Below are 17,390 nucleotides of genomic sequence, written 5' to 3' on the forward strand. Positions count from 1 at the left end.
TTAGGGCGTCAAACTCGCAGCCAGCTTAAGAATTGTTATGTAACGCACAATTCAACAATTTTGCCGCAAAAGTAGTGCACAGCTTGGATAATTTTCGCTAAATTAGACTCTTTAGAGGTTTAATTATGTCTCAAGCTCAAAAGCCGCAATTTGGTCCACCGACTGATGTGAAATCTGTTCTAGCGATGCACAAGCGTCCGAAAAAAGCTGTTATTACAGCAGGTATGCCGTACGCCAACGGTCCTTTACATTTGGGTCACTTAGCTGGAGCGCATGTTCCTGCTGATATCTATGCGCGCTGGATGCGTATGTTAATCGGCGCTGAAAATGTTTTATTCGTTAACGGTAACGATGATCACGGCTCAACTTCTGAAGTCGCAGCGAACAAAGCTGGTAAAACGATTCGTGAATTTATCGATACAATTCATGAACAACAGAAATTAACTTTAAAAAATTATTCTATTCAAACAGATGTGTTTACAGGAACTTCTCGTCCTGAGACCTACCCGCTTCACGAAAAATACTCGCAAGATTTCTTACGCCGTTTATATAAAAACGACATGTTAGAAAAACGCGTGACAAAACAATGGTTTGATCCGAAAGCCAACCGTTTCTTACAAGATCGTTTTGTTCGCGGCACTTGCCCTAATTGCGCAAGCACTGAAGCTTATTCTGATGAATGTGATGCCTGCGGAGCGAAGTTTGATCCGAGTGAATTAAAAGATCCGCGCAGTCAATTAACTGATGCCACACCAGAACTTAAAGACACGGCTCACTGGTGGCTTAACATGTGGAAAGTGGCTGATCCGTTAAAAACTTGGATTGATACAAAACAAAAAGCTTGGCGTACGGGTGTGATTCAAGAAGTGACAAACACAGTGTTAATCGGTTGTCGTTTTGAAAATACTCACGAGCCAAAATACAAAGAAATCAAAGACACTTTACCAAAACATAAATCGCGTTATGTGCCTGGTAAAAAAGTTGAATGTTTATTTGATAACAAAGCTGATCTTGCGACCGCGCAGTCAGTGTTAGAAGCAAACGGTATTCCATCTGTGATTACTGATCACTGGGGTTACCGCCCGATCACGCGTGACGTATCAAATGGTATTCCTGTACCACCAGAGATTGATCCAGAAATGAAAGGTAAAACACTTTACGTGTGGCCCGATTCATTGATTGCTCCGGTTGTGTTTTCACAAGTAGCTTTAAAACAAAGTGGCCGCGATCCAGAATCTTACAAAGATTTCTGGTGTGATCCTGAAGCAACTGTTGTTCAGTTCTTAGGGCAAGATAACGTTTTCTTCTATGTGATTATGCAAGGTTCGATGTGGTTAGGCCAACAAGCTAATCCTCAAGTTCAACCCGTTAAAGGTGATTTACAAATGACAGAAATCTTAAGCGTTTACCACTTAATGGTGAATGGCGAAAAGATGAGTAAATCAACGGGCAACTTCTACTCTGGTGATCAACTTTTAGAGATGGGTTATTCATCTGAACAAGTTCGTTATTACTTAGCGATGTTATCGCTTCCGGTAAAAGCTTCGAATTTTGATTTTGCTCATTTTGCTGAACGTAATAAATTTTTAGCGGGCCCGTTAAATGCGGCTTTAGAAAAACCTATTTCAGCTTGTCATTCAAAATTTGGCGGAGTTGTTCCTGAAGGAAAACTGATCGGTAAAGCCGAAGCCGAAACTGTGAAGCTTGTGCAAATGTACTTACGCTCAATGCAAAAAGGCGATTATTCAACTTTACTGGGCCAGGTAGAAAACTACGCACGCCAAATTAATTCATTATTTACACAGTACAAACCGCACGATGACCGTGGCGTTGAAGCTGATCGTAAAGATGCGCTTTACACATGTTTTTATGTCTTAAAAAACTTAATGATCATGCTTGCGCCATTTGCTCCGCAAACGATGAATGAAGTTCGTAAAACATTAAACTTACCTGAAAGCGTTATGCGCGCTGACGAGTTAGGAACTGGCTTACCTGCAGGTCATAAAATTAATCCTAAGGGTGTATACTTCCCGGCTGTGGCTGACGCGGCTCCCGCTGAAGAATAATTACGAATGAATATTTTAAATCTTCTAACAGCTAAAGATTTACGAATTGCCGCCGGTCAAAAAAATTACACTGGCGCTGTTTTAGAATTAGCTGAGAAATTCGGAGCTAAAAAGCTTGGCTTTCATTTAGAAGTGATTGATCCAAAAAACTTTTCTTGTCCCTATCACTGGCATTCTGACGAAGAAGAATTATTTCTTGTACTTGAAGGTGAAGCAATTGTTCGTTGCAATAACGAGTTTCGCAAAGTTTCACCCGGTGATGTGATTTTTTACCGCACAGGCCCTGAGACCGCTCATAATATGTATAACCATACAGATAAGCCTTTTAAATTTTTGGCTATTGCTAATGTCTCTGACAATGATGCCTGCCAATACCCTGATTCAAAAAAAATCAGCAGCCCCAACGGTTTTATGCAAAATGGGCAGGTTGTAAATTATTTTAAAGATGAAGAAGATCCAGCCAAATATTGGCCAGAACACGCTCTACAAGGTAATGTTTAGAAAAACCTTAACAAAACGCTGACCCAATTTTTTGAAAAGTTGTGTTATCTAATCCCTACAAAACCGAATAGGGAGTTTTATGAAAGCTTTAATCGCTACCATCGTTCTATTTACTACTTTTAATGTATTTGCTGGCCCTGAAGATCATATCGCCAACCAAACATGCTACAGAATAAATCCAAAACAAGTAGCCCTTGCGGATAACAATATTCCACAACAAATTTGCTTAGAAACTTTAACTGTTAATACTGATGGCACAGAGATCAGCGCTTACAGCTACTTTATGCCTAATTTATTTAACAATTTAAAAGTTACTTACCATGCGAGAAGAAATGAAAATGGTTTTTCATTCAGATCAGAAAATATCTTAGTTGATAAATGGGAATCAGGCTGCGGCGATGGCGAACGCGTAGTTCTATCTATCAAAGGTCAAACTGATAACGATGGCGTTGCTGGCGTTGAATACTTAGATATTAAAGTTACGCAAGAAATGACAAATGACACTTGCCATTCTCAGCCGCAAGAAACTGTTTTCACTTATCAAATTCACTAATCTACGAGTCAAAAATCCCGCGAAGTGCTTCATCTCGAACAGCTCTTCGCGGTAAAGTCTGTACCAAAATACCCGTTGTAAAAAAAATAAATCTCAATTATTTCATTTGCTCTTTTGAAACAAAAACCACTGCGAACGCTCGCAGGAAATGGAGCAATTATGTTTTTAGCCAATCTCATTTTTTCGTTATTTCTATCACAAGCCCACGCAGCCCCTGGAGAAACTTTTAAAGTTGAAGCTACGTACACAAGAGCGGATTTTTCAGATCGCGGTTTTGATGTAAAGTTAAGTTCAATCGTTGATCATATCACTTACACCGTTGAAGTTAAAACTGAACTACAGCAAGTTGTTACAAATATTCTATCAATTGAAGACGGGGTAACTGCTTATCACGAAGAGATGAAACCTGATTTTACTTTTGGCGATTGTCACGGAACACAAACTGCTGTTGGCCAATACGAAGCTTTTAAATTAAACGAAGTACCTCTCGGTCAAGCCGTGATTGTTCGCGAGCCCGTACAAGCTCCAAATGCGCCAAAACCTCCGGGAACACCAGGCTCAGCACCGGGCTTTCCACAAGGTAGACCATCTTATAAAATCGCGACCCTTTTAACTGGCGTTGAACATTTACGTGGTTGGAATTTTACTTTCGACAATGCCGCGTGTGCTTTACCCAACATTCCGGAAGCAGATATGGCTTTCGTTAAAACGTCTCTTGAGTTTGATAGTAAAGATTTAAAAACCACAGGTACGTCAGTCATCGTTGACAAAACTGAAAATGGCTTTGGTTGGGTATTTAAAATTACTCGCTTACCGCTTAATTAAAGCTAAATTTCTGTTTAAGTTTTTTATGCCTGTGTTCGAAAAATTTTCGAATAACTAAGGCAGACAAACTCTTTAACCTCAGAGGCTCAAACGTCAGTTCGTCAATGACTGACGTTTCACCTTCGCTCACAGGAACAATCTTTCGTTCATGGCGCCAGTATTTCATCGAAGCCATATTTGACTCTTCAACAAAGCCCTTTAGCGGCGTTAAACTTTTTAATTGAAGGTCTGTGTGATCAATCGGAAGAATTCCAAATAACAAAACCCAACTGCGAAAATTAGCGTCTGGTTTTCTAGGATAAATATCAGCGAGCGTTTTATACCCCTTTGGTACTGTTAGGCGCATAAACGGCAACATTTCAAAAGTTAAACCTTCTATCGAGGTAATACTTTGCCAAACTTGCTCAGGCGTAGCTTTAAGCTTTGATTCAAACTTTAACGATATCATACGTCTTTATTGTTACCTTTGTGCTAGTGAAAGTCTAATCCTTACCTAGTAGCCCGATACCCTTCTGTTATACTTAAAACATCAAACAGGAGGAATTTATGGACAACACTGCATTAACTGTATTTGCTGGCGGGGTACTTGTGTTTTGCGCCGCAACTCTTGTGTACTTAGCGCTACTTTTCTTTTTTCCGGAATGGGTTGGCGTTACTGGCCAAGTCGCTCGCGACGCTGAAAAAGCTCATACTAAAGGATCAAGTTCAGAAGAAACTGGCTTTGGTAAACACCTAAGCTAAATAGATTCACTTAAGTGCTTTAACCTTATCGCGAAAATTTGATGGCGAAATTTTCGCGGCTTTCGTGAAAAACCGTGTAAAGTAGTTCGCATCATCAAAACCAAGCTCATAACCTACTTCAGCTACGCTCATGTCTGAATACGACAATAACCTTTTAGCTTCTAACATGAACCGCTCTTGAATTACCGCACGCGGAGATTTTTTAAGGCTTCGGCTCACCTGCATAGTTAAGGCTTTCGGTGTCATATTCATTTTTTTCGCGTAAAAACCAACTTCATGTTCGGTCTGATAATACTCATCTACTAAATGCTGAAATTTCTCGACAAGACTTGAAGTATTATGTTGCGTAACGTTTTCTGAAGCGCGCAGTAACGGAACTAACAAACTTTGCAATAAGCCTTCAAGACTTACTTCGAAGTACTCAGATTTATTCGTAAATTCAGCGATCATTAATTCACAAGTTGTTTCAAAATCTTTCCAAAACGATTCTTTTTTAAAAACTATAGCATCTTGAATTAACGGAATTTGTTTTAATAAAAATAATGATTTCACAGAAACTGAAGGCAGCGATTCACGGGTAAACTCGATCACATAGCCTTGCGCACCCTTTTCAAAAACCCAGGCGTGCACTTGGCCTGGCTTCATAAAGAAAATCTGACGGCCGTTGATTTTGTGCTTTGTGAAATCAATCTCGTGCCAGCCCTTACCTTTTGTGACAAAGGTTAATTGATAAAAATCATGACGGTGCGGAAAATCAACTTTGGGCTTTAAACGAGCTGGTAAAGTTTCAACACGAATTTCGCCGGCCAAGGCTTTTTCAACACCTAGCGCTTCGATCGGGTAAAGGATTTTTAAGTTTTTTTCGTTTTTTGAAACTGATTTCATCAATAACTAAAATACAGTTATTTTAAGTTATTTGTCATATTTAAAAACGCATCGACGCTAGACATAGTCTCGGGAGAACTAAACGCAGACCCTGGGCGGCTTCCCGACCAGCGGTGCGACATATTTTCAATGCGCACAAATTCAAGCGCAGTGCCATCTGGAAATTTAACCGCCATATCAAGTTTTTCTTGATCTCGAGACTGTTTGAATTCAAAAGAATTGTTCGCTTCAGCATCATCATTTAAATCGAAATAATGCACAGCTTGCGCAAAGCCACTTAAACCCGACTTCCACGGTAAGATATGATCTTTTTTGCCGTGAAAATATAAAATATTTTTTAATTTTCTTTGACTTAAATTCGTTGAAGCGCAAGCTAAAGCCTCTTTCGCTCCCGTAGCTACACCTTCTTTTGAGTCCATTGCCTTGTTGTAGTCAAACGGCCCGCCCGAATGAAGTAGCGCTGCTTTAAAAATTTCTGGAAAACACAAAGTTAAGTGCTGCGCAAAGATTGCTCCTGAAGAAAATCCACCAATAAAAATTCTTTCAGGATCAGCCTCGCCCGAATCAATATGCTTTTGAATTTCTTTGATGACTTCCATAAATTCGCCATCACGTTTTTGCATTTCATCTGAAAAAAAGTTCCAACATTTTAAGACATTTAATTTTGAATCTTGATAAGGGGCGATGATGATCGGATTAAGTGATTTCGTTTTCTCTACGATATCTGTAACTGCGACAAAGGTATCTACTTTTTGGCGGCAGCCGTGAATCCACAAGATCAGTGGGCGCTTAACTGCACTGTCTCGTTCTGAGACACTCGTATTTAGGTTATAATACTTGTACAAAATATCGGCTTGAGCTGCTTGTGAAGTCAAAAGCAGCAATGAATGAGTCAGCAGTAAAATTAAAGCCCAAAAGTGTATTTTCATCCTAAGAACTACTTAAAGCAAAAGCTACTCCCACCATCTCAAATAAGTTATTTTTTAGAATGACTAAGTGTTCACTATTAGACCCAGCGACAATTATTGCTGTAGACTGTTCACATGGCAGAAACCTGTACGGTCGACATTGTAATTTGCTCCGGATGTATGGGAGCAGTGGCTCTTACCCCCGAAGCGCACGATCAGTTTTTAGCTGACGTGAAAGCCGGGCTTGAAGCCAAACGCCCTGATCGTATTTGGAATATTTCGACTTATTCTTGTTTTAGATTCTGTCCCGATAAGCGCATCACCGTGAGTGTTGCCCAGCAGATGACTATGACTCGTGCGGCCAGTGTCGAGAGTGTGATTGCCGAGATTTTGAGCTTTAAAAACATCTAAAAACCTACTACATTAGTATGCATGAAAAAGACAATTTTAAGCGGAAGTACAGTCACTGGCGATTTAACCCTTGGTAACTATATCGGGGCCATCAACACGTGGACACAATTACAAGATGAATACGACTGCTTATATTTCTTAGCTGATCTTCATGCTTTAACAGTGCATCAAGACCCTGAAGTTCTTCGTAAGCGCACACACAGTTTTTTTGCGCAGTACTTGGCACTTGGTCTTGATCCAAAGAAAAATATTATTTTTGCGCAATCACAAGTTCCGCAACATACAGAACTTTCTTGGATTTTAACGTGCTTAACTCCGATGGGTTATCTAAACCGTATGACTCAGTTTAAAGAAAAAGCTGAAAAACATGTGAAAAACATCAATGCTGGATTATTCACTTATCCGGTATTAATGGCGGCTGATATTCTTTTATACCAAGCTGATTTAGTTCCGGTAGGAGAAGATCAAAAACAACATTTAGAATTATGCCGTGATCTAGTTGGTTATTTTGAAAATCGTTATGGTAAAGGTATTTTTAAAATGCCAGAACCAATGATCGGCAAAACTGGCGCACGTATTATGTCGTTACAAGACCCGACTAAAAAAATGTCGAAGTCTGATGAAAACGATAAAAACCGCATTTCAATTATCGACGACGCTAAAGCGATCGAGAAAAAATTTAAATCAGCTGCTACAGATTCTGGTTCTGAAATTAAATACGATGTTGAAAATAAAGCCGGCGTTTCAAACTTACTTACGATTTATTCAGTATTAAGCGGAAAAACCATCGAACAACTTGAAAACGAATATGTTGGAAAAATGTACGGCCATTTAAAAGTTGATTTAGCTCAAGTCGTGATTCAAAAACTTGGTCCGGTTAAAGATAAGTACGATGATTTAATGAAAAATCGTGATTACTTAGATCAGTTATTAGTTGAAGGTGCTGAACGCGCTGAAGCTCGTGCCGAAGCTACAATTAAAAAAGTTTACGACACTGTCGGTCTTGTAAGACGCAGATAAGGTTTTATGGCTACTGAAAAGTTTTTAGATATTCACGGTGGCCAAGTCTTTGTTCGCATCTGGGAAAAGAATAATAATTTAATTCCGGTGATCATGCTTCACGACTCTTTGGGTTGTGTGGAGACTTGGCGTGATTTTCCGGAGAAACTTTCACAACACCTTAATCGTACCGTGATCGCCTACGACCGTTTAGGTTTTGGTCAATCTTCTGAGCGTATAGCACCTCCGAGTTATGGTTTTATCGAAGAAGAATCTAAAATCATCGCTAAAATCACCCAAGCTTTAGAAATTAACGAATATATTCTGTTTGGTTATAGCGTGGGTGGTGCGATGAGTTTGATTGCGGCTAAAAATAATCCACAATGCAAAGCCGTGATCAGTGAATCAGCGCAAGTTTTTGTTGAAGAACAAACAAAAGCTGGAATTGTTAACGCTATAGCTTTTTATCAAGACCCTGTGAAATTTGATAAATTAAAAAAATATCATGGCGAAAAAACTACGTGGGTTTTTAAGGCCTGGACTGACACTTGGCTTGCACCAGAATTTGCTAACTGGAGCTTACTTTCGCACCTACCCGACGTTCTTTGTCCGGTGCTAGTGATTCACGGTGATAAAGACGAATACGGCTCTTTAGCTTTTCCTGATGGAATTGCTACGACTGTTGCAGGAAACTCTAAAAAAGTTATTTTACACAACTGTGGCCATATTCCGCATCGCGAACATGAAACAGAAGTTTTATCTGAAGTTAAATCATTTTTAGATCAGACATGCCCGTAACTATTTCTAGAATTCTTCATGCTGGTTACGAATTTAAAACTGATAAAGCTCAGATTTTTTTTGATCCGATTTTTGAAAACCCTTTTAGCCGTAACTGCTATGCCTTTCCAGAAATTCAATTTGATCTGGAAAAAATTAAAAACTTAAAGCCTGATGCCGTTTTTATTTCTCATCATCACGATGATCATTGTTCGTTTGAAAGTTTAAATTTATTAAATCGTGATATTCCAATTTACATGTACTGCGTGCATGACGAAATGTTCACTCTTATTCGTGAATTAGGATTCAAGAACGTCTACCCGCTTGAACTGGATAAATCAGTTATGGTGGCAGATTTGGAAGTTATCCCCCGCCGAGCGCTTGATCGCGACGTGGATTGTCTTTTTCAGATTAAGTCGCAAGGTTTAAATGTTTTAAATGTCGTTGATTCGTGGATTGATGAAGAGACGATGCATTTATTAATCCAAAACAAACCGTGGGATTTAATTTGTTGGCCGTTTCAGACCATGCGTGAGGTTGAAGTTTTATCCCCTCACCGTTATAAGGCTACGCCACAAACCTTGCCCTCTGAGTGGCTTGCGCAATTAAAAGAGCTCAACCCTAAAACTGTTATTCCAAGCTCTTGCCAATTTCAGATGGAATCATGGTCTTGGTATAATGAAGCTTTTTTTCCTATTTCTTACACACAGTTCTCAGACGAAGTGACTGCGGTTTTGCCTGAAGCTCAGATTCAGCGTTTAAACCCTGGAAAATCGATTTTGTTGAACAATGAAAGTTTAACTGAGTCCTCACCGCTGACGTGGATTACTCCAGTTTGCGATCAAGATATTGACTACAAATATAATTTAAATGTTGTTCCGCAAAAGACTGAAGATATTGCTAAACACTTTCCCGCACTCACTTTAACTGAACAAAAAAGAGTTGAAGAATTTTGTAAATCAGAAATTTTAGCTAAACATCAAGAACTGGGCCCATCGGCTGATCCCTATTTTGTTAAGCCACGTATTTGGGAACTTTCGTTATTTAATAACCAAGGCCTAAAGAAAGCTTATTTCTACCGTCTAGAAGAAGATAACTTACAACTTCTCACGCAAGCGCCAGCGCAAGTTGATTGGTTTACCGAAGTATCAGAGCGAAAACTATTTGCGGCGTTAGAACTAGGTGAGTCGTTAACTTCGATGTACTTAAGAATCACATGCGAAAATGAAGATGTGGATATTATTGAAGATCCGCTCATTCGTTCATTATTTAGTGAAGGATTTGCGAGCTATCAGAAAGCTCAGCTGTTAAAATTGAAATCAAAAAATTAAATCTTAGTAATGAGGTGGCTTTTCGTGGCCGCGGATTTCGTTGTCACCACTTTGAAAAGACTGAATCTGAATTTTTAATAATTCTAAGTTTTTTTCAAGCGCAATGATTAGCTTATCTTGCTTATAAATAACATCACTTAAATCTTCGATAGTTTTATCTTGATAAGCAATTTTAGTTTCTAATTCAATCAGACGCTGTTCGATATCCATAGCCTTTTAAAACAAGAATGCGGCTAAAGATCAATCTTTAATCTTTGGCCGCATCAAAATTACCGTACTTAGCACTCCTAATAGGTTGAATTAGGCACCGTTTGCGGAGGCATCGTCTCTGGAGCTACTGTTCCAGAAGCTGGCCCTCTCGCTCGACGGTCACGACGATCTCCCATCGTAGCATCGCTGCCCATTCTTGAATCGCGAGATGGGTCCATGGGATCCATGGTTGTGACTTCGCTAGGCGCTGTTTCTTCAACACCAGCAGGGGCACCACCTGTAGTCGCTGTTGGAGTTGTGTTCGTTGTTGTACGTGTTGCACTTACACCACCAGGTGCTGTGGTAGAGCCTAAGGCAGCGCCATTGGCTTGTGGTTGGGCTTGGGCTAAAACCCAAGCGCTGTAAGTACTTGTTAATAGAACTGCAAAAAATTTAATATTACGTTTTAACTGCATATTCACCTCTCTATTTAACCATGGCTTGAACTTCTTTGGCGTGAGCTAGATGCACAGTGATCGCATCACGAGTTTTTTCTAAGTGCGCTTTATAAGCCATGTTTTGCGCGCTTTCGATTAAAGACTCGACCGTATTTAAAGCTTTTTCATGCATCATCACCTGCTGATCCATGTAAGCGCGGTCAAAATCTTCTTTAGCTGTTTTTTTAAGAGTTTTTTCAGCATCTTCGGCTTGGGCTTCTAAAGACTTACTCATGTCTGTTTTTTTAAAGTCGAAGTCCTGTTTTCTGGCCACGCGTTTTGTGTCTTTTTCATTTTGCTTATGTTGATCGACCATCATTTTCGCGTAATCTTTCACTTGTTTATTTGTAGCTTTACGTTTTGCCAATTGCCCGATATCGATTTCACCTTCATTTAAAGTCACCATCACTTCAGCACTTTCACCGTCAGAAAAAGCCACAGGCATTGTACTTGAAGTTTTTGCCATCATATCTGTTGTTGTATCTTCGGCGCTGACTGTTTTTACATAGCCGAATGTCAGCGTTAACAGAGTCAGCGTGGATAATAATAGTTTTTTCATTTGAACTTCCTCCTTGAGATTTTGTTTTGTCGCACAAACTCAAAATAAGGTTGCAAAGGTGTGGCCAAAAGATGCGGGGTTTATTACCTCGAAAATGAAAATTTAATTTGGTTTACGACACATAACAGTGCTAGTCTTTGAGTCATGAATTCATGGGTAAGTTTTCTTCCAGCACTTTTAGGCGTAGTCGTTGTTTTACAAGCAGGACTGAACAAAAAAATTTCAGCCGTATGGGGAATCAGCGGCGCAGTTTTACTGAATGCTTTAGTGTTTTTAGTGATCGCCATCGTAGCCTACTTCTTTGTGCCTAACATGAAAGGCAACATTGAGCTTAAAAGTTTTAACTGGTGGTATTTAGTTCCTGGAACTTTAGGTTGTATTCTTGTGTTTGGTGGGCCTATGGCGATTATGCGCTGGGGAGCAGTTCATACTTTTATTTTAATTATTTCAGCGCAACTTTTAGCAAGCTTAGTTTGGGATTCGCAAATTGAAGGTATGCCGGTATCAACAATGCGTATTGCAGGTATTGCCTTAGCTTGGATCGGTGCAGTTCTGGTATGCAAGGCCTAGTCAGCTACTACGCCACTATTCAATCGTTAGTTGAAGTTGGCCTTGGAAGCTTTTTACACGCTTTTCATATTCCTTTTTCGGGCCACGCGCTTTCGTTGAATCAGGGGTTGATCTTAACCCAAGCTTGTCAAAAAACTGAAAGCCGCAAAGAAGCGGTTACGGCAACAAATAGCATTTCAATTATCACAGCGATTCTAAAATCACTTTCTCCGATGGGAAAACGCCTAACCCCAATGCTTGCAATCAGCATGCAGGGTTTTTTATTTTCTTTAGGTATTCTAATTTTAGGAAATAACATCTTGGGAATGATTTTAGGTATTAGCCTTTTATCACTTTGGGGATTTGCTCAACCGTTACTGTTTGCTTATTTATTTTTTGGTGAAAAATTGTTTTTAGCCATTGAAAAACTTTGGCTTGATATTGCAGAAAAACTTTCTTTATCACCTGAATATGGCCTACGTATTTTAATTGGCTTTGTGTTACTTAAAGTTCTTTTATCGTGGGTGGTCGCTTTTATCGGCTGGAAGTACCCGACTTGGATTACTGAAAAATATTTTACAAAAATCATGAAGTACAAAGACTTAACGACAAAAAGTCTTAAGAATAAAAAATCATTAAGTGCCACACGTGGTGCTTTAAAAGATCTTTTAAACCCGTGGATGATTTTATCAATGGTGTTAACTATCGCATTTATGCTGTTAACTGAAAAATCAGATTACTTTCAAGTTTTTGTTTATTCTCTGCGAGTTATCGCTATCGCGTATTTAGTATTTTTTATTCTGCGTGCGTTTCCGCAAAGCTGGATCAAAAAAGCGCTTACGTCTTTTCCCACTTTATCAAAGACTGTTGACCGTTTACTTGATCGCGAACCTGAATCAACTGACCCGAAATACTAATCGCAATCTCATAAGGATGATTTTGCCCAAAGGGAATTCCAATCGGACAATGAAAGTCTTTAAGCGTTTCAGCTTGAATACCGAACTCTTGTAATTCTTTACGTAGCCTCATGCCTTTAACTTTGCTTCCCATGTTTCCGATATACGGTGCCTCTGGGTGAATCGTGAAAAGCTTTTTTAGAATCGGCAGATCCATCGCATGACCTTGAGTCATGATCACAAAGAATGAATTCTTATCCAGAGTTTCAACAACGCTTGGCGGATCTTCTGAATGAATTTTCTTTAAGTTAAAAGATTCAGGTAATTTATCTAACCACTCAGTACGGTTATCTACACAGGTGATTTGGCAGTTTAAATTTAATAGGACACGAATCAACGCTTGGGCTACGTGGCCTGCGCCAAAAACTACGATAGGCCAGGTGGTATAACGGTGAACTTCAAAAAGATAAGTGATTTCTCCACCACAGCTCATGCCAATATCTTTTTGCAAATTCCACGTGATCAGTTCTGGGCCTGTTTTGTTTTCTTTTAACAAATCTTGCGAATGCGCAATAGCTTTGGCTTCAACTCGGCCACCGCCCACTGTGCCCCAATGAAGACCGTTTTCTAAAATAATAGCCTTAGCCCCAGCATCTTGCGGAGCTGAGCCGCGCGAACCTATAACAGTCACAACCACAAAAGATTGCGCTGCATTTTTTAATTCAAAAGCCACATCGAAATAAGTTTTCATTATTTCTTAGTCCACTTTTTGAAAAGTTCTGGATGCATAGCTTTTAGAATTTCTTCGTTTGTCGCTGGTAATTCCATGTGTGGATATTTCAATTTAAACGGCGATAAGCCTTTCATCGCATCGTGGATCGCTGTCCACACGCTTAAGCATAATAATAACGGCGGCTCACCGGCCGCTTTTGTTCCGCGAACGTTAGGTTTATTTTCGTTATTGTTTAATAAACGCACGTTAAAAATTCTTGGCGTATCTTGAATATTCGGAATTTTATAAGTACTTGGTGCGTGCGATAATAAAAAGCCGTTTTTATAAAATAACTTTTCTGTCGTTACCCAACCCATACCTTGAATAAAAGCACCTGTAACTTGACCTAAATCAAGACCTTCGTTAATTGGGCGCCCTAAATCCATAATGATATCGGCGCGAGTCACTTTAGCTTCGCCTGTGTCGCGATCAATGCTTACTTCAGAGCAAGCTGCCCCTTGAGTAAAATATAAAAACGCTGTGCCCTTGCCAGTCAGTTTATTAAACGATAGACCCGGAAACTTATAGTGAGCGTATTCGCTTAAGGCAATACGATTATGATAAGCTTCAACAACTAACGAATGAAAAGTCATACGTTTTTCGGGATGTTTCGCTGAGAAAACTTGGCCCTCTTTAAAAGTAATACCGTGATATTCAGCAATACCTGAATTCCATTCAGCCCCTTCGTTTGGATCATTTGTTAAATGCGCGTTTTTAACTTCGACTTCTTCTTGTGTTCCCAGACCAGCTGTATGCCTTGCCCATTGGCTTTCTGGAATATCAAAAAGCTTAAGAGCTAATTCACTTAAACGCATTTTAATACGACGAACTGCTAAGATCGCAGCAGCGCCATTTAAATCTGTTCCTGATGAAGCGGCCGTTGGTGACGTGTTCGCATTTTTATCTGTTGATGTTGGCATCATACGAACAGCACTACGTTGCAACCCTAGTTCTGAAGCGATCAGTTCAGAGATACGGGCATTCACACCCTGACCCATTTCAGTCGCCCCCGTTGTGGCTTGTAATGTGCCATCACGGTGAATAATCACTAACGCATTCGCCTGATTTAAAAATCTTGTCGTGAACGAAATACCAAACTTAACCGGCGTTAACGATAAACCTTTAAGAGGAAGAGAACGATCTACTAACGCTTTAGCGTTATGCGCTTCAATTTCTTTGCGACGAGCGACGTAGTTACTTTCTTTTTCTAAATCACTTAAAAGTCTTGGCAGACAGTTATTTTCGACAACTTGATCGTAGTGCGTGACATTTCTTCCGCCTTCGTCCGTGTAGCAATTTAGTTTTCTGATTTCTAAAGGATCTTTTCCTAAATAGTGTGCGACTTCTTCAATAATTTTTTCAATCATCGCTACACCTTTTGGGCCACCGAAACCACGAAACGCCGTGTGCGGATGGTAATTCGTACGGCACACTTGTCCTGTCACACGAAGATGCGGAATAAAATACGCGTTATCTGAATGAAGCATCGCGCGCTCCATAATCGATGTCGAAAGATCGGCGTAAGCTCCACCATCAGAATAAAGTTTTGCATCAAGAGCTGTGATATAGCCATTATCATCAAAACCTACGTTATAAAAAACTTCAAACGGGTTACGTTTACCCGTCATCACCATATCGTCATCTTTTGTTAAGACAATACGAGCTGGCACATTTAGCTTTTGTGCCACTAGGGCTGCATAAGCGGCAATCGGAGCGGCTTGTGATTCTTTACCACCAAAGCCTCCACCCATACGTTTTACGATCACAGTCACATCTTTTGAACCAAGACCAAGACCGTGTGAAACCACGTGCTGGCATTCTGTAGGATGTTGTGACGAAGAATGAACTTCAATCTGCCCGTCTTCTTTTGGATAAGCGATTGCCACATTACTTTCTAAATAAAAATGATCGGCGCCGCGAATAACTAGCGAGTTTTCAAGTTTATTAGGCGCAGAGGCTAAAGCTTTTTCAACTTCACCACGCTCGATTTTACGAGAACCAGCGATAAATGATTCCTGCGAGATCGCATCCTGCACTGATAACACAGCTGGTTTTACTTCGTAGGTAACTTCAATTAACGCTTTACCGGCTGCTGCTGTATCAGGATTCGTTGCCGCGATTAAAGCGATTGCCTCACCAGCAAAGTTTACTTCAGTTTCTGCAAGTAACGGCTGGTCTTGAAAAATCGTACCCCAAATATTGTGGTGAAAATCTTTACCTAAGAAGATGCCTTTAACACCGGGTGATTTTAAAGCTTTATCAATATTGATTTTTTTAATCTTAGCTTTGGCGTGTGGGCTGTAAAGCACATCTACAAAAAGTTCGTTAGAATGATAGGCTCGATCATCAACGAATTCACTTCGACCCGTTACGTGCGTATGAGCTGAATCATGCGGAAGATTACTCATGACCTACTCCTTGCTCACGAAAGAATTTATGAAATAGATTTTCAGCAACGACATGACGAAACGCACTTGTCGCACGTAAATCACTTAACGGCGTGATTTCTGTGTGAAGTAATTCAAGGGCTTGCGCTAGCTTTTCAGCACTTACTTTTTCGTTGGTTAAGCTTTTTTCAGTTTTATACAAACGAACTGTCGTAGCAGCGACTCCGCCGAATGCTAATTTAATATCTTTAATTTTGGTTTTTTCTTTATCGGCCCAGGCAACACGGGCTGCAAAGTTAACAGCTGAAATATCTAAATCTTTACGCTGTGAAATTTTATAAAGCGCTAAAGATTCGTTCTTTTGTGGAATATCAAAATGTAAAGCCACAATAAGTTCTTTCGGCGAAAGATTGATCTTACGGTAATCCAAGAAAAACGATTCTAGTTTTACAAAACGTTTGCCTTTAGGCCCGTGAATTTCAACTTCAGTATTCATCGTAAGTAAAAATGGCGGCGTATCTGCAATCGGTGAAGCATTCGCCACATTACCAACTAAAGTCGCCACATTTTTAATTTGCGGTGAAGCAAATAAATCTAAGAACTTTGCGAACTCTGGAATAAGATCTTTAACATATAAACGTAAATCGCTCAGCGTTACACGAGCACCTACTGATAAACGTGTCTTGCCGTCTTTTTCGATGTCATACAGCTCAGGAATTAAATGTAAGCTTAACGCTTGAGTTAACCGAAGTTTACGTTTGTTGTGAACAACGCCTAAGTCAGTCGAAGCTCCAACGATACGCACCGATTTATTTTTGCCAAGATAAGCTAAGGCTTCCTTTAACTTGATTGGCGCAAAGAACGAAAAGTTTTCGCTAGTAATCTTCACCGGAACTTTTAAGTGCTGTTCGATTTCTTTTTGCGAAGCTGATGAATAAAAACGCTTCATCACTGATTCACTCTCAGGAATAGAAATATTTTTTGCCGCATCAATGATCGGCTGATATCCCGTGCAACGACACAGATTTCCTGTGGTTGCATTTTTAGCATCTGCTGAAGTGATTTCTGTTTGTTTCTGGCAAATCTTTTTTTCAACTAAACCAGTTAAGGCCATCACAAATCCGGGTGTACAAAAACCGCACTGACTGCCATGGCAATTCATCATCGCTTTTTGCACAGGCGTGTGCTCCGGTTGAGCTGTTAGCGCTGGCTTAGCCAGTGCATCAACTGTGACTAAATGTGATCCATCCATTTGTGCCACAGTTGTGACACACGAGTTAATCGGAAGAAAAATGTTTTTCTTTTTTCCAGAGTAATAAGGAAAAAATCTAAGCACTGAGCAAGCCCCACAATCGCCTTCGGCACAGACAATCTTAGTGCCTGTTAAATTTTTGTGATAACGAAGATAATCTGAAAGCATCACACCAGCTTGATCGCCTGAAATTTGATGTCTTTCACCATTGAGATAAAATAAAATATAGTTGCGTGTTTTCATCCAAATTTCATTGTTCAATAGAAGACCCTTGATCTGTAGGTATTTCTTT

20 protein-coding genes are annotated in these 17,390 nt (G+C 39.8%); 11 read left to right on the plus strand and 9 right to left on the minus strand.

Annotated features, from left to right (window positions below):
• The first annotated feature begins 125 nt into the window (after positions 1-125).
• The 4 genes from ACKWCF_RS09190 (at position 126) to ACKWCF_RS09205 (ending at position 3,945) form a co-directional block, all read left to right on the plus strand.
• The gene (locus tag ACKWCF_RS09190) at positions 126-2,066 is read left to right on the plus strand and encodes a methionine--tRNA ligase (protein ID WP_409477282.1); all 1,941 of its coding nucleotides are present in this window, start codon (positions 126-128) and stop codon (positions 2,064-2,066) included.
• Positions 2,067-2,072: 6 nt separating this feature from the next.
• Complete coding sequence (locus ACKWCF_RS09195; RefSeq protein WP_409477283.1) at positions 2,073-2,567, plus strand: cupin domain-containing protein; 495 nt, start codon at positions 2,073-2,075, stop codon at positions 2,565-2,567.
• Between the two features lie 79 nt (positions 2,568-2,646).
• Positions 2,647-3,120 carry a hypothetical protein gene (locus ACKWCF_RS09200; RefSeq protein ID WP_409477284.1) on the plus strand — a complete coding sequence of 158 codons (474 nt, stop codon included), beginning with the start codon at positions 2,647-2,649 and terminating at the stop codon, positions 3,118-3,120.
• A gap of 159 nt (positions 3,121-3,279) precedes the next feature.
• Positions 3,280-3,945, plus strand: a complete 666-nt coding sequence (locus ACKWCF_RS09205) for a hypothetical protein (RefSeq protein ID WP_409477285.1) — start codon at positions 3,280-3,282, stop codon at positions 3,943-3,945.
• Here ACKWCF_RS09205 and ACKWCF_RS09210 read toward each other — a convergent pair.
• Positions 3,938-4,393, minus strand: coding sequence for a hypothetical protein (locus ACKWCF_RS09210; protein ID WP_409477286.1), 456 nt, complete (start codon positions 4,391-4,393; stop codon positions 3,938-3,940). The two genes, ACKWCF_RS09205 and ACKWCF_RS09210, sit on opposite strands and share 8 nt — an antisense overlap.
• A 98-nt stretch (positions 4,394-4,491) precedes the next feature.
• Between ACKWCF_RS09210 and ACKWCF_RS09215 the strand changes: the two genes are divergently transcribed.
• The gene (locus ACKWCF_RS09215; protein ID WP_409477287.1) at positions 4,492-4,686 is read left to right on the plus strand and encodes a hypothetical protein; all 195 of its coding nucleotides are present in this window, start codon (positions 4,492-4,494) and stop codon (positions 4,684-4,686) included.
• A 6-nt stretch (positions 4,687-4,692) separates the two neighbouring features.
• Here the strand turns inward: ACKWCF_RS09215 and ACKWCF_RS09220 are convergent, their stop codons facing one another.
• Together ACKWCF_RS09220 and ACKWCF_RS09225 are read right to left on the minus strand one after the other, a co-directional pair.
• Complete coding sequence (locus ACKWCF_RS09220) at positions 4,693-5,571, minus strand: AraC family transcriptional regulator (protein ID WP_409477288.1); 879 nt, start codon at positions 5,569-5,571, stop codon at positions 4,693-4,695.
• 17 nt (positions 5,572-5,588) lie between these two features.
• Entirely contained in the window at positions 5,589-6,500 is a 912-nt protein-coding gene (locus ACKWCF_RS09225; protein ID WP_409477289.1) for an alpha/beta hydrolase family esterase, read from the minus strand.
• Positions 6,501-6,614: 114 nt separating this feature from the next.
• Between ACKWCF_RS09225 and ACKWCF_RS09230 the strand changes: the two genes are divergently transcribed.
• From ACKWCF_RS09230 to ACKWCF_RS09245, 4 genes are read left to right on the plus strand one after another with little or no spacing between them, the layout of a single operon-like run.
• A complete protein-coding gene (locus tag ACKWCF_RS09230; RefSeq protein WP_409477290.1) occupies positions 6,615-6,890 on the plus strand; it encodes a hypothetical protein in 276 nt (91 codons plus the stop codon).
• Positions 6,891-6,911: 21 nt separating this feature from the next.
• On the plus strand, positions 6,912-7,910 hold the full coding sequence (gene trpS / locus ACKWCF_RS09235) for a tryptophan--tRNA ligase (protein ID WP_409477291.1): 999 nt from the start codon (positions 6,912-6,914) through the stop codon (positions 7,908-7,910).
• Positions 7,911-7,916: 6 nt separating this feature from the next.
• On the plus strand, positions 7,917-8,687 hold the full coding sequence (locus ACKWCF_RS09240; protein ID WP_409477292.1) for an alpha/beta fold hydrolase: 771 nt from the start codon (positions 7,917-7,919) through the stop codon (positions 8,685-8,687).
• A complete protein-coding gene (locus ACKWCF_RS09245) occupies positions 8,678-9,997 on the plus strand; it encodes an MBL fold metallo-hydrolase (protein WP_409477293.1) in 1,320 nt (439 codons plus the stop codon). The genes ACKWCF_RS09240 and ACKWCF_RS09245 overlap by 10 nt, the downstream gene beginning before the upstream one ends.
• A gap of 3 nt (positions 9,998-10,000) precedes the next feature.
• On the opposite strand, the gene ACKWCF_RS09250 is transcribed toward ACKWCF_RS09245, so the two are convergent.
• The 3 genes from ACKWCF_RS09250 to ACKWCF_RS09260 all read right to left on the minus strand — a co-directional run bounded on the left by ACKWCF_RS09250 (position 10,001) and on the right by ACKWCF_RS09260 (position 11,242).
• Positions 10,001-10,207, minus strand: a complete 207-nt coding sequence (locus ACKWCF_RS09250) for a SlyX family protein (RefSeq protein WP_409477294.1) — start codon at positions 10,205-10,207, stop codon at positions 10,001-10,003.
• A 77-nt stretch (positions 10,208-10,284) separates the two neighbouring features.
• On the minus strand, positions 10,285-10,662 hold the full coding sequence (locus tag ACKWCF_RS09255) for a hypothetical protein (RefSeq protein WP_409477295.1): 378 nt from the start codon (positions 10,660-10,662) through the stop codon (positions 10,285-10,287).
• 10 nt (positions 10,663-10,672) lie between these two features.
• Entirely contained in the window at positions 10,673-11,242 is a 570-nt protein-coding gene (locus ACKWCF_RS09260; protein WP_409477296.1) for a DUF4142 domain-containing protein, read from the minus strand.
• Between the two features lie 144 nt (positions 11,243-11,386).
• Here ACKWCF_RS09260 and ACKWCF_RS09265 point away from each other — a divergent pair, with 144 nt between their 5' ends.
• On the plus strand, positions 11,387-11,812 hold the full coding sequence (locus ACKWCF_RS09265) for a DMT family transporter (protein WP_409477297.1): 426 nt from the start codon (positions 11,387-11,389) through the stop codon (positions 11,810-11,812).
• Positions 11,800-12,708 (plus strand): hypothetical protein, encoded by a 909-nt coding sequence (locus ACKWCF_RS09270; protein ID WP_409477298.1) that lies wholly within the window; start codon positions 11,800-11,802, stop codon positions 12,706-12,708. Before ACKWCF_RS09265 ends, ACKWCF_RS09270 begins: the two co-directional genes overlap by 13 nt.
• Here ACKWCF_RS09270 and xdhC read toward each other — a convergent pair.
• Genes xdhC through ACKWCF_RS09285 form a run of 3 tightly spaced genes read right to left on the minus strand, consistent with a single transcriptional unit; the run spans position 12,629 to position 17,341 of the window.
• Positions 12,629-13,438: a xanthine dehydrogenase accessory protein XdhC gene (xdhC, locus tag ACKWCF_RS09275; protein WP_409477299.1), complete on the minus strand. Its 810-nt coding sequence runs from the start codon at positions 13,436-13,438 to the stop codon at positions 12,629-12,631. The genes ACKWCF_RS09270 and xdhC overlap by 80 nt on opposite strands.
• Positions 13,438-15,867 carry a xanthine dehydrogenase molybdopterin binding subunit gene (locus tag ACKWCF_RS09280; protein ID WP_409477300.1) on the minus strand — a complete coding sequence of 810 codons (2,430 nt, stop codon included), beginning with the start codon at positions 15,865-15,867 and terminating at the stop codon, positions 13,438-13,440. Before ACKWCF_RS09280 ends, xdhC begins: the two co-directional genes overlap by 1 nt.
• Entirely contained in the window at positions 15,860-17,341 is a 1,482-nt protein-coding gene (locus ACKWCF_RS09285; RefSeq protein WP_409477301.1) for a xanthine dehydrogenase small subunit, read from the minus strand. Before ACKWCF_RS09285 ends, ACKWCF_RS09280 begins: the two co-directional genes overlap by 8 nt.
• Positions 17,342-17,390 lie beyond the last annotated feature (49 nt).

It is taken from the genome of Pseudobdellovibrio sp. HCB154, from assembly GCF_046267985.1.
Taxonomy (GTDB): Bacteria; Bdellovibrionota; Bdellovibrionia; order Bdellovibrionales; family Bdellovibrionaceae; genus Pseudobdellovibrio.

What these genes read in the sequence shown, in the direction of transcription:
- trpS (WP_409477291.1), top strand. Translation starts at nt 6,912, where the DNA reads ATGAAAAAGACAATTTTAAGCGGAAGTACAGTCACTGGCGATTTAACC.
- ACKWCF_RS09265 (WP_409477297.1), top strand. Translation starts at nt 11,387, where the DNA reads ATGAATTCATGGGTAAGTTTTCTTCCAGCACTTTTAGGCGTAGTCGTT.
- xdhC (WP_409477299.1), bottom strand. Translation starts at nt 13,438, where the DNA reads ATGAAAACTTATTTCGATGTGGCTTTTGAATTAAAAAATGCAGCGCAA.
- ACKWCF_RS09280 (WP_409477300.1), bottom strand. Translation starts at nt 15,867, where the DNA reads ATGAGTAATCTTCCGCATGATTCAGCTCATACGCACGTAACGGGTCGA.
- ACKWCF_RS09200 (WP_409477284.1), top strand. Translation starts at nt 2,647, where the DNA reads ATGAAAGCTTTAATCGCTACCATCGTTCTATTTACTACTTTTAATGTA.
- ACKWCF_RS09250 (WP_409477294.1), bottom strand. Translation starts at nt 10,207, where the DNA reads ATGGATATCGAACAGCGTCTGATTGAATTAGAAACTAAAATTGCTTAT.
- ACKWCF_RS09190 (WP_409477282.1), top strand. Translation starts at nt 126, where the DNA reads ATGTCTCAAGCTCAAAAGCCGCAATTTGGTCCACCGACTGATGTGAAA.
- ACKWCF_RS09195 (WP_409477283.1), top strand. Translation starts at nt 2,073, where the DNA reads ATGAATATTTTAAATCTTCTAACAGCTAAAGATTTACGAATTGCCGCC.
- ACKWCF_RS09210 (WP_409477286.1), bottom strand. Translation starts at nt 4,393, where the DNA reads ATGATATCGTTAAAGTTTGAATCAAAGCTTAAAGCTACGCCTGAGCAA.
- ACKWCF_RS09240 (WP_409477292.1), top strand. Translation starts at nt 7,917, where the DNA reads ATGGCTACTGAAAAGTTTTTAGATATTCACGGTGGCCAAGTCTTTGTT.
- ACKWCF_RS09215 (WP_409477287.1), top strand. Translation starts at nt 4,492, where the DNA reads ATGGACAACACTGCATTAACTGTATTTGCTGGCGGGGTACTTGTGTTT.
- ACKWCF_RS09255 (WP_409477295.1), bottom strand. Translation starts at nt 10,662, where the DNA reads ATGCAGTTAAAACGTAATATTAAATTTTTTGCAGTTCTATTAACAAGT.
- ACKWCF_RS09220 (WP_409477288.1), bottom strand. Translation starts at nt 5,571, where the DNA reads ATGAAATCAGTTTCAAAAAACGAAAAAAACTTAAAAATCCTTTACCCG.
- ACKWCF_RS09270 (WP_409477298.1), top strand. Translation starts at nt 11,800, where the DNA reads ATGCAAGGCCTAGTCAGCTACTACGCCACTATTCAATCGTTAGTTGAA.
- ACKWCF_RS09230 (WP_409477290.1), top strand. Translation starts at nt 6,615, where the DNA reads ATGGCAGAAACCTGTACGGTCGACATTGTAATTTGCTCCGGATGTATG.
- ACKWCF_RS09285 (WP_409477301.1), bottom strand. Translation starts at nt 17,341, where the DNA reads ATGAAAACACGCAACTATATTTTATTTTATCTCAATGGTGAAAGACAT.
- ACKWCF_RS09260 (WP_409477296.1), bottom strand. Translation starts at nt 11,242, where the DNA reads ATGAAAAAACTATTATTATCCACGCTGACTCTGTTAACGCTGACATTC.
- ACKWCF_RS09245 (WP_409477293.1), top strand. Translation starts at nt 8,678, where the DNA reads ATGCCCGTAACTATTTCTAGAATTCTTCATGCTGGTTACGAATTTAAA.
- ACKWCF_RS09205 (WP_409477285.1), top strand. Translation starts at nt 3,280, where the DNA reads ATGTTTTTAGCCAATCTCATTTTTTCGTTATTTCTATCACAAGCCCAC.
- ACKWCF_RS09225 (WP_409477289.1), bottom strand. Translation starts at nt 6,500, where the DNA reads ATGAAAATACACTTTTGGGCTTTAATTTTACTGCTGACTCATTCATTG.